Genomic DNA, 14,194 nt, shown 5'->3' with positions numbered 1-14,194 from the left:
CCCGGTCGCCGATCGCGCCGTTTCACCAAATTAGAATACCGGAAGTGGCAGCTTTTTAGATTGATTAGAGTCAAATCCGGGGCAGCACCCCTCCCCTTCGGCGCTTAACGCTTCCCTAACCAATCCCGGGCAGCCTTGCCCGCATGCCCAAACCACGCGCCTTCTCCGAACAGACCTTGCCGCTCTTCGCAGCGGGCGCCGCCCCCGTGGCCCCGGCCAAGGCGCCGAAACTGCCCTCCTATATGAAGGATCACCGCATCCGGCTGCGCGACCGGTTCCTGCGCGGCGGGGCGGATGCGATGCCCGATTACGAAATGCTGGAACTGGTGCTGTTTCGCGCCATCCCGCGGCAGGATGTCAAACCGCTGGCGCGGCTGCTGCTTGACCGGTTCGGCGATTTCAACCGGGTGCTGTCGGCCCCGATCCCAAGGCTGAGCGAGGTCGACGGCGTCGGCCCCGCCGTCATCACCGAGCTGAAGATCGTCGAGGCCGCGGCGCACCGTCTGGCCCGCGCCCGGGTGATGCAGCGCCCCGTGGTCAGCAGCTGGGACGCATTGCTGGATTACTGCCACACCGCCATGGCGCATCGCGATACCGAACAGTTCCGGGTGCTGTTCCTGGACCGCAAAAACGTGCTGATCGCGGATGAGGAACAGGCGCGCGGCACCGTCGATCACGTGCCGGTCTATCCGCGCGAGGTGGTGAAACGGGCGCTGGAACTCAATGCCAGCGCGCTGATCCTGGTGCATAACCACCCGTCGGGCGATCCCACCCCGTCGCAATCTGACATCACGATGACCCAGCAGGTAGAATCGGCGGCGCTGGCGCTTGGCCTGACACTGCACGACCACCTGATCATCGGCAAATCGCGCGAATTGAGCTTCCGTTCCGAAGGGTTGCTCTAGCGCAGCCAGACCTCGACCCGCCGGTTGACCCGGCGGCCCCAGGCGCTGTCGTCGCAGGCCATCGGCATCGCTTCGCCAAAGCCGTCCGCCAGCATCTCCAGCCGGTCGAAATTCGCCGTCTCCGCCGCCTGCTGCACCGCCGCCAGAACCGCCTTGGCGCGGCGCAGCGCGATGGCCTGGTTGGCCTTGGCAGGCCCGTCGCCATCGCTGAACCCCACGAACATCAACGCACGACCATCATACAAACCGGCCTCCAGCGCATGAGCCAGCTGCGCCACGTTCGACCGCGATTGCGCATCGAGCCGCGCCGATCCCGGCTCGAACCTGAACGAGGTGGTCAGCCGCTTGCGGCCCGACAGCACCGACACCATCCGCTGCAACTCGTCCAGCCCGACCTCCTTGCCCGCGCGCGCGATGGCGTTGGCGAAACGGTTGCCCTGGCGGTCGATCTCGATCTCCTCGGGCTGCTGATCGGTGAAGCCGACGCGGCGGATCACCGACTGCGCTGCCGTCGAACGGGTGAAGCTCAGGAAATCGCGTGCCAGTTTCGGCAACCGCCGCGCCGGCAGGTACAGGAACATCGGCGCGGTCAGCGGATAATCCTCGGTCTTGATCGTCTTGCGGCTGGCGGCCAGGGCGAAGCCGCAATCGCCGCTCAGCGCCAGTTGAGTCGTGTTGCCGATCTCGGTCACGCTGGTCAGGCCGATCCCGAACGGATCATGTTCCACCGCCCGGGCCAGCGCCGGGCCGCTGTCATACCTCTCGGCATAGCCGGTCAGGGTCTTGCCCGCCGGGTCCAGCAACCGGTCCTCGACCGCCTGCCAGATGCCCGAGGGATCGTCGCGCATATGCACGGTGATCGGCGCGTCGGGGCCGCCCAGTTCGGCCCAGTTGGTGATTTCGCCCGCCACCACCCGCGCCAGGTCCGGCGTGCCGATCTGGCGCAGCGGGTTGCCGGGCGCAACGATGGGCACCAGCGCGTCCAGCGCCAACACGCGGCTGCGGCCCCGCCCGGTCATGTCGCCCAGACCGGCTTCTCGCGCCAGCTTCGCCTCCTCCGGGCGCACCTCGCGCAGCGACAGGGCGATATCGGCCTCGTCGGCCAGAAGATCGGCGAAACCTTCGTCGCTGTTGGTCAGCCGGATGGTGAAGCGGCCCGCGATCTTGCCGCTGCTCGCTTCGGTCAGGGTGAACAGGGTGTTGCTGCCATCGATTGCCTCGCGGCTGACCGCGTGGCCGGATTTTTGCGCGAAGACCTCGATCAGCGCGGGCAGCAGAACCCGCCCCATCGACCCGGCGCCGGACAGTGTCAGATCGGCCACGTAATCGGTCAGGTTGGGACAACCGGGACCATCGCAGGACACCCCCGACCCGTCCACGGTCAGTTCGCCATAGATGGTGTGGACCCGGTAAAATTCGCCGTCAAATCCCAGCAACGTGCCGGTGATTTCCACCGATCCGTCGCGCGACATCAGGGTAACGTCCTGCGCCCGGGCCAGCGGCGCCGTGACCAAAAGAAAAAGTGCGGCGAGAACCGCCGCACATCGCATTGCCATGGACCCACCCCGGATCGCTGATTTCAGTTCGCGGCGATCTTCAGGTCTTGCAGCAGGTTTTTCAACACCAGAAAGTCACCCACCGCGTCGCATTGCGGCATGGAAAGCACAAGTTCGCGCGCCTCCAAAGCGCCGCCGCGAGAAAGCTGCAGCGACTCGGCGATCACTTGCTGATGGCAGTTGCCGCTGGTGACCTCGACATCGGCGCTGAGCGCGATATCGCCCGCCCGCGCCGCCTGGCCCGAGGGGAAGGTATAGATTTCCGCAAGGTGGGCGTCCTGCTGCGCCGCGTCGCCCAGACGGGTGAAGAACCCGCCCTGCCCGGCCAGCGCCTGATCGGCCGACCCGGGGCGTTCGGCCCAGACATGACCGTCCTGGCCGAAGCCGGCGCCGAATTCCATCGCGTGCAGGTGCAACCCGGCATCGCCTTGCCATTGCAGCACAGCGCGCTCAAAATCCATCAGATCGGGCACGGCACTGTGGGCAACCGCCCCCAAGTCATTGCCGAAATCGGCGATGAAGACCGAGGATTGCGACAGCGCGGGGACCTGAACGGTCAGTTTCCCGTCGGCATCCATCGTTGCGGTGAACATCATGCCGTTGTGGTGAATGGTGACGCGCTGATCCGGCAGGCAAGCCGCGTCGAGCGTCAGTTCCACCATCGCGGCGGGCATCGCCCGGGCCGACATCTGCGGATCGCAGGACGCTTCCGGCTGGTCCAGCACCGGCGTTTCAACGATCGGGGCGATATCGAGCTGCGGTGTGGCCGCGGCGTGCAGCACCGCCTCTTCCTCGACGGGCAGAACCGCGGGCTTTTCCTGTTCGACAGCTGGCGCGACCGTCAGCGCGATCCCGTCCAAGTCGATCCGATCCTTTGCGGCGGAAGCGGCGGCAACGGGCGCGGGCTGCGCCGGTTTCAGCGGCTTTTCCTGTACCGGGGCTGCGGCCGTCAGATGTTGCGGCTGCGGCCCCGATTGCATCACGAATCCGATCGCCAAAGCGACGGTGACGGATGCGGCGCCCATCAAGATACGATTCGGATTTACCATTGCTGCCTCCAGAACGGGTCTGATCAGTTTTAATCAAACACTAGAAAAAAGGCAGACATGTGGCGCGGGCACGGAGTCTTTCTGACCCCGCGCCCGGCTGAAATCAGGCCAGACGGCCGTGGCAGTGCTTGAATTTCTTGCCCGATCCGCAGGGACAGGGTTCGTTTCGCGCCGGATTGCCCCAGGTCGAGGGATCGTTTTCGTCGAACCCTTCGCGTGCCTCGCCCGGCGCTGCCGCTGCGGGCTCGGGGTCCTCTGCCGGGGGCTGCATCGCGGCCTGCTGCGCCGCCATCTGCTGCATCAGCTGCTGCTGTTCTTCCTCGGTCATCGGACGGATCTGACCCAGTTTTTCGGTCACGTCCTCACGCAGACCGTCGAGCATCGATTCGAACAGCTGGAAGCTTTCGGTCTTGTACTCGTTCAGCGGATCGCGCTGCGCATAGCCGCGGAAACCCACGACCGAGCGCAGATGTTCCAGCGTCAGAAGGTGTTCGCGCCATTTGCCGTCGATCGCCTGCAGCAGGATCTGCTTTTCGATCTGCCGCATGGTGTCGGCGCCGAAGGCTTCGGCCTTGCCCGCCATCATCTTGTCGGCTTCTTCTTCCAGCCGCTCGGCAATCACGTCGCCGTCGACGCCTTCTTCCTCGGCCCATTTAATGACCGGCACGTCCATGTTCAGCTTCTCGATCACCGCGGCATAGAGCCCTTCGGTGTTCCACTGGTCGGCATAGGATTTCGGCGGGATGAAAGTATCGACCAGATCGTCGATCACCTGGTCGCGCATGTCCTTGGTGATTTCCGACAGGTCGTCGGCTTCCATGATTTCAAGCCGCTGGCTGAAGATCACCTTGCGCTGCTCGTTCATCACGTCGTCGAATTTCAGCAGCTGCTTGCGGATGTCGAAGTTGCGCCCCTCGACCTTGGCCTGGGCCCGTTCCAGCGACTTGTTCACCCAGGGGTGAATGATCGCTTCGCCTTCCTTCATGCCCAGCGACGACAGCACCTTGTCGAGCCGTTCCGACCCGAAAATGCGCATCAGGTCGTCTTCGAGGCTGAGGAAGAAGGACGACCGACCCGGGTCACCCTGACGGCCCGAACGGCCGCGCAACTGGTTGTCGATGCGGCGGCTTTCGTGCCGTTCGGTGGCCAGAACGAACAGGCCCCCGGCATCCTTCACCGCCTGTTCGTCGGCTGCGTGTTCGGTTTCGATCCGTTCGCGGATCGCCTGATGGTCGCCCTCGGGATTGCCTTCGATGGCTTCCATGATCTTGAATTCGACATTGCCGCCCAGCTTGATGTCGGTGCCGCGCCCGGCCATGTTGGTGGCGATGGTCACCGCGCCCAGCTTGCCGGCATCGGCGACGATCTGCGCCTCCTGCTCGTGCTGGCGCGCGTTAAGCACGTTGTGCTTGATCCCCGCCTCGGTCAGCAGCTGGCTGAGGAATTCCGATTTCTCGATCGAGGTGGTGCCGACCAGAACCGGCTGCTGCTTTTCATGCGCTTCCTTGATGGTGCGCACGACGGCTTCGAACTTTTCCTTGGCGGTGCGATAGACCTGATCGTCCTCGTCGATCCGCGCGATCGGCCGGTTGGTCGGCACTTCGACCACGCCCAACCCGTAGATTTCCATGAATTCCTCGGCCTCGGTCGCCGCGGTGCCGGTCATGCCCGACAGCTTGTCGTAGAGCCGGAAATAGTTCTGGAATGTCACCTGCGCCAGGGTCACGTTTTCGGCCTGGATCGGGCAGCCTTCCTTGGCCTCGATGGCCTGGTGCAGACCGTCCGACAGGCGCCGCCCGGCCATCATCCGGCCGGTGAATTCGTCGATCAGAACCACGTCGCCGTCGCGGACGATGTAATCCTTGTCCTTGGTGAACAGTTTGTGCGCCCGCAGCCCCTGGTTCACGTGGTGAACGATGGTGGTGCTTTCGGGATCGTACAGGCTTTGCCCCTCGGGCAGCAGACCGGCCTTCTGCAGCAGCTCTTCGAGGTATTCGTTACCTTCGTCGGTGAAGGTGACGTTGCGGGTCTTTTCGTCGATGCTGAAGTGATCCTCGGACAGTTGCGGGATCAGCTTGTCGACGGCGAGGTAAAGGTCAGAACGGTCCTGCGCCGGGCCCGAGATGATCAGCGGCGTCCGCGCTTCGTCGATCAGGATCGAATCGACCTCGTCGACGATGGCGAAGTAATGGTCGCGCTGGTTCATGTCGGTCAGTTCCGACTTCATGTTGTCGCGCAGGTAATCAAAGCCCAGTTCGTTATTGGTCGCATAGGTGACGTCGCAGCCATAGGCGGCCTTCTTTTCGACCTCGGGCTGCTGCGGGTAAACCACGCCGGTCGTCATGCCCAGAGCGGTATAGACGTTGCTCATCCATTCGGCGTCGCGCTTGGCCAGGTAATCGTTGACCGTCACGATATGCACGCCGCGCCCGGTCAGCGCGTTCAGGTAGGCCGGGAAGGTCGCGACCAGCGTCTTGCCTTCACCCGTCTTCATTTCCGAAATGTTACCCTGGTGCAGGAAAATCCCGCCCATCAGCTGGGTGTCGAAGGCGCGCAGGCCAAGCGCCCGCTTGGCGCCTTCGCGGCAGTTGGCGAAGGCTTCGGGCAGGATCGCGTCAAGGCTTTCGCCCTCGGCCACCCGTTTCCTGAATTCCGCGGTCTTTTCGATCAGCCCCTCGTCGGAGAGTTTTTCGAATTCCGGTTCCAGCGCGTTGATCTTTTCCACCAACGGGCGGGTCGCCTTGATCTTGCGGTCGTTAGGCGTGCCGAAGACCTTTTTGGCGAGAGTTCCGAAACCCAGCATGTTCTATCCGATCTGGTCGTTGACAATATCGTGCGTGGCATTTGCTTGCTGCACACGAGCGCACCGAATAAAACAGGCGCCAAGTCCAGCGGTCCAAATGCCTTATGGCGATGTAAGGGGCGGCTGGTGCAGTGTCAACGTCACGCGCCCGAAGCGCGCCTTTAAAGGACCCAACCCATGTCAAAACGCCTCACTTTCCTGTCAGCCGCCGCCCTTTCCATCGGGCTTGCGCTGCCGGTGATGGCCGAAGATGCCCCCAAGGCGGATACCGTCATCGCGACGGTGAACGGGACCGAAATCACCCTGGGCCACCTGCTGCAGACCCGCCAGGCGCTGCCCGCGCAATATCAGCAATTCCCCGTCGAGATGCTGTATCCCGGTCTTGTCGACCAGGTGATCCAGCAGACCCTGCTGGAACAGACCCTGAAAGGCGAAGTGCCGCTGGCCACCCAGTACAAGCTGGACAACCAGCGCCGCGGCGCGCTGGCAAACCTTGCCATCGAGGCCGTGCTGGAAAACGCCATCACCGACGAGGCGCTGCAGGCCGAATATGACGCCAGCTATGCCAATGCCGAACCGACCCCGGAATACAAGGCGGCGCATATCCTGGTCGAAACCGAGGAAGAGGCAAAGAAACTGGCCGAGGAAGCCCGCGGCGATGCCGATTTCGCCGAGCTGGCCAAGGCCAATTCCACCGGTCCCTCGGGCCCCAATGGCGGCGATCTGGGCTGGTTCGGGCCGGGCATGATGGTCAAGCCGTTCGAGGACGCGGTGGTCGCGATGGAACCGGGCCAGGTGTCCGATCCGGTTCAGACGCAATTCGGCTGGCACGTGATCAAGCTGAACGAAACCCGCATGCAACCGGCCCCGTCGCTGGACGAGGTGCGCCGCGAACTGGTCGCCAATATCGAGGAAAAGACCATCAGCGCGCTGCTGGAAGAGCTGACCGGCAAGGCCGACATCGACCGCACCGGCGCCGATGCCCTTGATCCCGCTATCCTCAACGACACCACGATTTTCGAGGACTGATCCATGGCTGGAAAACTCCCCGTTTCGCCGCTGGCGCCAGAAAAATTTCCCGATCTTCCGGTGATCGATGGCGTGCGTTTCGCCGCGCTTGAGGCCGGGGTGCGCTATGCGGGCCGGACGGATGTCATGTTGGCCGAGCTTTGTGAAGGCAGCGCTGTTGCCGGTGTCTTCACCCGCTCGTCCACCCGCTCGGCAGCCGTTCTCGATTGTCAGGAAAAGATCACCGAGGATCTGGGCGGCAAGGCCGCGATCCTGGTGAATTCGGGCAATTCCAACGCCTTCACCGGCCAGTCCGGTTTCGACTCGGTCGCGAAGATCACCGCGGCCGTGGCCGAGGAAATGGGCATCGACGCCAATCGCGTCTTCACCGCCTCCACCGGCGTGATCGGCGAGCCGCTCAAATGGGAACGGATCACCGCCAAGATCGGTGACCTGAACGCGGCGCTCGATGAGGGCGCCATGGAAAAGGCTGCCCGTGCGATCATGACCACGGACACCTTCCCGAAGGGTGCCACCGAAACCGCCACGCTCGACGGGGTCGAAGTAAAGATCGCCGGTTTTGCCAAGGGCTCGGGCATGATCGCCCCCGATATGGCGACCATGCTGTGCTACATCTTCACCGACACCGCGATTTCGCGCGAGGTGCTGCAGCAATGCCTCTGGCTCGACAATGCTTCGACCTTCAACTGCGTGACGGTGGATGGGGACACCTCGACCTCGGACACGGTTCTGGTCGCCGCCACCGGCAAGGCCGATATGGAACCGATCACCGATTTCGCCGATCCGCGGGTGCGGGTGTTCCGCGATGCTTTGCATGCGGTGATGAAGGACCTTGCGATCCAGATCGCCCGCGACGGCGAAGGCGCGACCAAGCTGATCGAGGTGCAGGTCACCGGCGCAAATGCCAATGGCCCCGCGCATCGTGTCGCCATGGCCATCGCCAATTCGCCGCTGGTGAAAACCGCCGTGGCCGGCGAAGACCCGAACTGGGGCCGTATCGTCATGGCCGTCGGCAAGTCGGGCGAGCGCGCCGAGCGTGACCGGCTGACCATCTGGTTCGGCGATATTCTGGTGGCCGAAAACGGCTGGGTCGCCCCGTCCTACACCGAGGAAGCCGGCGCCGCCTACATGAAGAAGGACGAGATTGTCATTCGGGTCGATCTTGGCCTCGACAATGGTACGGCCACGGTTTGGTCCTGCGACCTGACCCATGGCTATATCTCGATCAACGCCGATTACCGGTCCTGAGGTCGCGATGAAAACCGTATTGGTCTCCGCCGTTGCGCTGATCGACGCCGACGGCCGCGTGCTTCTTGCACAGCGGCCGGAAGGCAAATCCATGGCCGGTCTGTGGGAATTCCCAGGCGGCAAGATCGAACCGGGCGAAACCCCCGAACACGCGCTGATCCGCGAATTGCACGAGGAACTGGGCATCGACACCTGGGCCAGCTGCCTGGCGCCGCTGACCTTCGCCAGCCACAGCTATGACGATTTCCACCTGCTGATGCCGCTGTTCGCCTGCCGCAAATGGGACGGGATTCCCCACCCCAAGGAAGGTCAGACCCTGAAATGGGTCCATGCGAAGGATCTGCGCGATTACCCGATGCCGCCGGCCGACATCCCGCTGATCCCGATTCTGCGCGACTGGCTGTGATCCGGCACGCGGGGCATCTGCACAGTTCTTGGGCGAAGCACCGCGTTCGAATCGAAAAACCCGGAGATTGCGCGTTTCCGGCTTTCTAATCGGTATAGGTTTTGGGAAGATCACGATCTTTTTTGTAGGATTTGTGTCAAAACGCTGTAATTCTTGAAGTACCCCATCAAACCATTCACGTGGGAGACTTGAGCAATGCTGCGTACAATCGTGATCGGAAATTACATTTCCATCCAAGGAACGTTTGTGCGGAAACTGCCGGACGGAAAGATTCTCGTCCGGGTCGGCGATCGGGAATTCGCCGGTCAGCCGGTGCCGAGCAAGGCCGCCTGACGCACGACATACCGGAATAGAGAAAGGGGAGAGCTTTCGCTCTCCCCTTTTTTCTTGTGCCGGTGATGGCCGCGGATCAGTCGAGCTGACGCTCGACCTCCTCGCGTTCGAAGATCTCGATGACATCGCCGGGGCGGATATCGTCGTAGTTTTCGAAGGCCATACCGCATTCCTGGCCGGACTGGACTTCCTTGACCTCGTCCTTGAAGCGCTTCAGCGTCTTCAGCGTGCCTTCGTGGATCACCACGTCGTCGCGCAGCAGGCGCACGCCGGCCGAGCGGCGGGCAACGCCTTCGGTGACCAGACAGCCGGCGACCTTGCCGACGCCCGTCACCTTGAACACTTCGCGGATCTCGGCATAGCCGATGAAGTGTTCGCGGATTTCCGCGGACAGCAGGCCCGAAGCGGCGGCTTTCACATCGTCCACCAGGTCATAGATGACCGAGTAGTAGCGGATTTCCACGCCCTTCTGGTTGGCCGAGTTCCGTGCCGAGGCATTGGCCCGCACGTTGAAGCCCATGATCGGCGCGCCCGAAGCTTCGGCAAGGCCCACATCGGTTTCGGTGATCGCACCGACGCCGTAATGCAGAACCCGCACGCGGACTTCTTCGTTGCCGATCTTTTCCATCGCCTGAACGATGGCTTCGGCGGAACCCTGCACGTCGGCTTTCACCAGGATCGGCAGTTCCTTGACGTTTTCGTCGTCCTTGGCCTTCTGCATCAGCTGTTCCAGCGTTGCAGCGGCCCCGGCGGCGGCGCGTTTTTCCTTGGCGGCGCTTTCACGGTATTCCGCGATCTCGCGCGCCTGGGCTTCGGTATCCACCACGTTCAGAACGTCGCCCGCTTCCGGGGTGCCGTTCAGGCCCAGAACCTCGACCGGAACCGACGGCCCGGCTTCGCTTACCCGTTCGCCCTTGTCGTCGACCAGCGCCCGGACCCGGCCCCACTGTTCGCCGACGACGAAGATGTCGCCCTGCTTCAGGGTGCCTTTCTGGACCAGAACGGTGGCGACGGGGCCGCGGCCCACATCCAGCTGCGCCTCGATCACGGCGCCTTCGGCGGCGCGGTCGGGGTTGGCCTTCAGTTCCAGGATTTCCGCCTGCAGCGCGATGGCTTCCAGCAGTTCGTCCAGGCCCTGACCGGTCACGGCGGAGACTTCAACGTCCTGCACCTCGCCCGACATCGCCTCGACGATCACTTCGTGCTGCAGCAGTTCCGCGCGCACCTTGTTGGGATCGGCGGCGGGTTTGTCGATCTTGTTGATCGCCACGATCATCGGAACACCGGCAGCCTTGGCGTGGTTGATCGCCTCAATCGTCTGCGGCATCACCGAATCGTCGGCGGCCACGACCAGGACCACGATGTCGGTGACCTGCGCACCGCGCGACCGCATCGAGGTAAAGGCCGCGTGGCCCGGCGTATCGAGGAAGGTCAGCGTCGAACCGCTGTCGGTCTTCACCTGATAGGCGCCGATATGCTGGGTAATGCCGCCGGCTTCGCCCGCGACCACCTTGGCGTTGCGGATCGCGTCCAGCAGCGAGGTCTTGCCGTGGTCGACGTGGCCCATGATGGTGATGACCGGCGGACGCGGCTGCAGATCGGCTTCGTCGTCTTCGATCTGCTGGATCACGTCCTCGACGTCGGCATCCGACACCCGCTGGATGCGGTGGCCGAATTCCTCGACGATCAGCTCGGCGGTATCGGCGTCGATGGTTTGGTTCTGCGTCACCATCATGCCCATTTTCATCAGCGACTTGACCACATCGGCGACCCGTTCGGCCATCCGGTTGGCAAGTTCCGACACCACGATGGTTTCGGGCACCTGAACGTCGCGCACGACCTTTTCACGCTCGACCGGCGCGCCCATCGCCTTCTGGCGGGCACGTTCCTGCTTGCGCTTCATCGCGGCCATCGATTTCTGCCGGCCGCCTTCGCCACCGGTCAGCGCCTGGTTGACGGTCAGCTTGCCCGAACGGCGGCTGTCGTCACGGCCCTTGCCACGGGCGCGGTCTTCTTCGCGTTCCTTCTTGCGCGGAGCGGCGGCAGCGCCGCCTGCGGGGGCCGCTTTCTGCGACCGTGCCGGGCCTTTTTCTTCGCCCTGGGGTGCGGCGGCAGCAGCGGCGGCGGCACGCTTGGCGGCTTCTTCCGCCTCTTTCTTCTTGCGTGCCTCTTCCTCGGCCTTGGCCTTCAGCGCCTCTTCGCGTTCACGCTCTTCGCGTTCCTTCGCCTCGGCTTCCTCGCGGCGGCGCATGCGTTCTTCTTCGCGCGCCTTTTCATCGGCCTCGCGCTGCGCGGCTTCTTCCGCCTCGCGCGCCTTGGCCGCCTGCAACGCCTTCATCCGGCGTTCCATTTCCGCGTCGGAAATCCCTGCGGGACGCTTGGACGGATCGCCGATGGCCTGACCGCCCTTGCCCGCACCTGTCTTGGCGGCGCCGGGTTTGGGAACCACAACGCGCTTGCGCTTGGTTTCCACCACGACGTTCTTGGTCCGCCCGTGGCTGAAGCTCTGCTTCACATTGCCCGAACGGGGCCCGCCACGTACACCCAAAGTCTTTTTACCGTCGTTGTCGCTCATCTGGCTCTCTTCATCCTTTCCGGCGGTCATCGTCGCCGCCTGGGGCTCGCATACCCTTAAGTCTTGCGGCTTCCTCTACTACACGCTGGGTCAAACCTCCAGCGCCTAGCGCCACATGTATTACAGTTTGTCGTCCAAAGGCCTGACCCAGCTCATCCGCGCTGAGCCAGCCAATGAAAGACCCGCCTTCCGGCGTCCGCAGCTTCGACTTGCCCCGGCCCGATCCGTCATAGGCCTGAATCAGCACCTCGGCCTGATCCTTGATCAGCCAGTCCTTGACCTTCTCGAACCCGGACACCGCTTCGCCGCCCTTGCGGGCCAGGCTGATCAGATCGACGATCCGGCGCACCAGCGCCTGTTCGACCAGATCGGCCAGATCTTCGGGCACGCTCACTTGTTGCTTGGCGGCGCGGGAAAACAATCCCTTCTTGGCCGCCTTTTCCAACGCCGCACGGTCCGCGGAGACCCAGATCCCGCGGCCCGGCAATTTTTCCATCAGGTCCGGCACGAGCTGACCTTCGGGACCGACCACGAAGCGGATCAGGCCCGATTTGGGCTCGATCGCGCCGGTGGCGATACACTTGCGTTCCGAACCGTGTTCCCGGTCCTTATGCTTCCCACCGCGCGTCATGCGGACAGCCTCCGAGGCCCTGCGATCAGGCCTCGGCCTCCTCTGCGCCTTCTTCGCCTTCGGCTTCGGACTCTTCCTCGGCTTCGGCTTCCAGCTCGGCCGGGTCGACCCAGCCCAGGGCGATGCGGGCGGTCATGATCAGGGCCTGGGCTTCTTCCAGCGACACGTCGAAGGGTTCCAGGATACCGTCATCCTTGACCCGTTCACCATCGACCGTGGTCCAGCCGCCGGCCAGTTCCCAGTCGGCGCAGGTGGCGAAGTCTTCCAGCGTCTTCACGCCGTCTTCGGCCAATGCCTGAATCATTTGGGGTGTCAGACCCTCAAAGTCAAACAGGCTGTCCTCGACGCCCAGTTCGCGGGCCTTTTCGATTGCCTTGCGCGCCTGTTCCTCAAGATGATCGCGGGCACGGGCCTGCAGTTCGTTGGCGGTGTCTTCGTCGACCCCGTCGATGACCAGCAGTTCGTCCAGTTCGACATAGGCGACTTCTTCGAGGTTGGTGAAGCCTTCCGACACCAGCAGCTGGGCGAAGAATTCGTCCACGTCCAGGGTATCGACGAACAGCTGGGTGCGTTCCTCGAATTCCTTCTGGCGGCGGGCCGAGTCGTCGGATTCGGTCATGATGTCGATATCCAGGCCGGTCAGCTGCGACGCCAGGCGCACGTTCTGACCACGACGGCCGATGGCCAGGCTCAGCTGCTCGTCGGGCACCACGACTTCGATGCGTTCTGCATCTTCGTCCAGAACCACCTTGGACACTTCCGCCGGCTGCAGCGCGTTGACCAGGAAGGTCGGCACGTCTTCGTTCCACGGGATGATGTCGATCTTTTCGCCCTGCAGCTCGTTCACCACGGCCTGCACGCGCGAACCGCGCATACCGACGCAGGCGCCGACCGGGTCGATCGAGTTGTCATAGGACACCACGGCGATCTTGGCGCGCGAACCGGGGTCGCGGGCCACGGCCTTGATTTCGATGATGCCGTCATAGATTTCCGGCACTTCCATCTTGAACAGCTCGGCCATGAATTCCGGCGCGGTGCGCGACAGGAAGATCTGCGGCCCGCGGGTTTCGCGGCGCACATCCTTGATGAAGCAGCGCACGCGGTCGTTCGGGCGATAGCTTTCGCGGCCGATCTTTTCGTTGCGGCGCAGGATCGCTTCGCCCCGGCCCACGTCGACGATGACGTTGCCGTATTCCTCGCGCTTGACCACACCGTTGATGATGGTGCCCTGGCGATCCTTGAATTCTTCGTACTGACGATCCCGCTCGGCTTCGCGCACCTTCTGCAGGATCACCTGCTTGGCCGACTGCGCCGCGATCCGGCCCAGTTCAACGGGGGGCACTTCCTCGACGAAAGTGTCACCGACCTGCGGGTCGGACATGTACTGCTTGGCCTGTTCGACGGTCATTTCGGCCTGGTAGTTTTCCAGGTCCTCTTCCTCGACCACGGTGCGGACGCGGGTGAAGGTCGCCTTGCCGGTTCTGCGGTCGATCGACACGCGGATATCCATTTCGGCGCCGTAACGCGACTTCGCCGCACGGGCGAGCGATTCTTCCATCGCTTCGACCACCAGCGAGGGGTCGATCATCTTTTCGCGGGCCACGGCTTCGGCGGTTTGCAACAGCTCCAGCTGGTTTGCAGAAGTAATTGCCATTGTCT

At 63.4% G+C, this 14,194-nt stretch carries 11 protein-coding genes; 5 read left to right on the top strand and 6 right to left on the bottom strand.

Translation table 11 applies throughout. From position 1 onward, the window contains the following. The first annotated feature begins 143 nt into the window (after positions 1-143). A complete protein-coding gene (gene radC, locus GR167_RS08845; protein WP_160973104.1) occupies positions 144-905 on the top strand; it encodes a RadC family protein in 762 nt (253 codons plus the stop codon). Here radC and GR167_RS08840 read toward each other — a convergent pair. The 3 genes from GR167_RS08840 to secA all read right to left on the bottom strand — a co-directional run bounded on the left by GR167_RS08840 (position 902) and on the right by secA (position 6,313). Further along, positions 902-2,461: a phosphate ABC transporter substrate-binding/OmpA family protein gene (locus GR167_RS08840; RefSeq protein ID WP_160973103.1), complete on the bottom strand. Its 1,560-nt coding sequence runs from the start codon at positions 2,459-2,461 to the stop codon at positions 902-904. The genes radC and GR167_RS08840 overlap by 4 nt on opposite strands. A gap of 23 nt (positions 2,462-2,484) precedes the next feature. Beyond that, entirely contained in the window at positions 2,485-3,510 is a 1,026-nt protein-coding gene (locus tag GR167_RS08835; RefSeq protein WP_160973102.1) for a hypothetical protein, read from the bottom strand. Positions 3,511-3,613: 103 nt separating this feature from the next. Beyond that, entirely contained in the window at positions 3,614-6,313 is a 2,700-nt protein-coding gene (gene secA, locus GR167_RS08830; RefSeq protein WP_160973101.1) for a preprotein translocase subunit SecA, read from the bottom strand. A 177-nt stretch (positions 6,314-6,490) separates the two neighbouring features. Between secA and GR167_RS08825 the strand changes: the two genes are divergently transcribed. The 4 genes from GR167_RS08825 to GR167_RS20120 all read left to right on the top strand — a co-directional run bounded on the left by GR167_RS08825 (position 6,491) and on the right by GR167_RS20120 (position 9,329). Continuing rightward, on the top strand, positions 6,491-7,342 hold the full coding sequence (locus GR167_RS08825; RefSeq protein WP_160973100.1) for a peptidylprolyl isomerase: 852 nt from the start codon (positions 6,491-6,493) through the stop codon (positions 7,340-7,342). 3 nt (positions 7,343-7,345) lie between these two features. Then, positions 7,346-8,590, top strand: coding sequence for a bifunctional glutamate N-acetyltransferase/amino-acid acetyltransferase ArgJ (argJ, locus tag GR167_RS08820; RefSeq protein ID WP_160973099.1), 1,245 nt, complete (start codon positions 7,346-7,348; stop codon positions 8,588-8,590). Positions 8,591-8,597: 7 nt separating this feature from the next. Continuing rightward, entirely contained in the window at positions 8,598-8,996 is a 399-nt protein-coding gene (gene mutT, locus GR167_RS08815; protein ID WP_160973098.1) for an 8-oxo-dGTP diphosphatase MutT, read from the top strand. A gap of 195 nt (positions 8,997-9,191) precedes the next feature. After that, positions 9,192-9,329, top strand: coding sequence for a hypothetical protein (locus GR167_RS20120; RefSeq protein WP_212769887.1), 138 nt, complete (start codon positions 9,192-9,194; stop codon positions 9,327-9,329). Between the two features lie 76 nt (positions 9,330-9,405). Here the strand turns inward: GR167_RS20120 and infB are convergent, their stop codons facing one another. From infB to nusA, 3 genes are read right to left on the bottom strand one after another with little or no spacing between them, the layout of a single operon-like run. Next, on the bottom strand, positions 9,406-11,904 hold the full coding sequence (gene infB / locus GR167_RS08810) for a translation initiation factor IF-2 (protein ID WP_160973097.1): 2,499 nt from the start codon (positions 11,902-11,904) through the stop codon (positions 9,406-9,408). Between the two features lie 10 nt (positions 11,905-11,914). Continuing rightward, positions 11,915-12,535 carry an RNA-binding protein gene (locus tag GR167_RS08805; RefSeq protein ID WP_160973096.1) on the bottom strand — a complete coding sequence of 207 codons (621 nt, stop codon included), beginning with the start codon at positions 12,533-12,535 and terminating at the stop codon, positions 11,915-11,917. A gap of 25 nt (positions 12,536-12,560) precedes the next feature. Further along, a complete protein-coding gene (gene nusA / locus GR167_RS08800) occupies positions 12,561-14,189 on the bottom strand; it encodes a transcription termination factor NusA (protein ID WP_160973095.1) in 1,629 nt (542 codons plus the stop codon). Positions 14,190-14,194 lie beyond the last annotated feature (5 nt).

Origin of the sequence: Thalassovita mangrovi (genome assembly GCF_009857745.1) — a bacterium.
In the GTDB taxonomy this organism is placed as follows: domain Bacteria; phylum Pseudomonadota; class Alphaproteobacteria; order Rhodobacterales; family Rhodobacteraceae; genus Thalassobius; species Thalassobius mangrovi.
Note: the sequence above shows the minus strand (reverse complement) of the source record. Positions and strands in the feature narration are given on the sequence as shown.

Coding starts and splice junctions, on each gene's coding strand:
- radC (WP_160973104.1), top strand. CDS start 144: ATGCCCAAACCACGCGCCTTCTCCGAACAGACCTTGCCGCTCTTCGCA.
- GR167_RS08840 (WP_160973103.1), bottom strand. CDS start 2,461: ATGGCAATGCGATGTGCGGCGGTTCTCGCCGCACTTTTTCTTTTGGTC.
- GR167_RS08835 (WP_160973102.1), bottom strand. CDS start 3,510: ATGGTAAATCCGAATCGTATCTTGATGGGCGCCGCATCCGTCACCGTC.
- secA (WP_160973101.1), bottom strand. CDS start 6,313: ATGCTGGGTTTCGGAACTCTCGCCAAAAAGGTCTTCGGCACGCCTAAC.
- GR167_RS08825 (WP_160973100.1), top strand. CDS start 6,491: ATGTCAAAACGCCTCACTTTCCTGTCAGCCGCCGCCCTTTCCATCGGG.
- argJ (WP_160973099.1), top strand. CDS start 7,346: ATGGCTGGAAAACTCCCCGTTTCGCCGCTGGCGCCAGAAAAATTTCCC.
- mutT (WP_160973098.1), top strand. CDS start 8,598: ATGAAAACCGTATTGGTCTCCGCCGTTGCGCTGATCGACGCCGACGGC.
- GR167_RS20120 (WP_212769887.1), top strand. CDS start 9,192: ATGCTGCGTACAATCGTGATCGGAAATTACATTTCCATCCAAGGAACG.
- infB (WP_160973097.1), bottom strand. CDS start 11,904: ATGAGCGACAACGACGGTAAAAAGACTTTGGGTGTACGTGGCGGGCCC.
- GR167_RS08805 (WP_160973096.1), bottom strand. CDS start 12,535: ATGACGCGCGGTGGGAAGCATAAGGACCGGGAACACGGTTCGGAACGC.
- nusA (WP_160973095.1), bottom strand. CDS start 14,189: ATGGCAATTACTTCTGCAAACCAGCTGGAGCTGTTGCAAACCGCCGAA.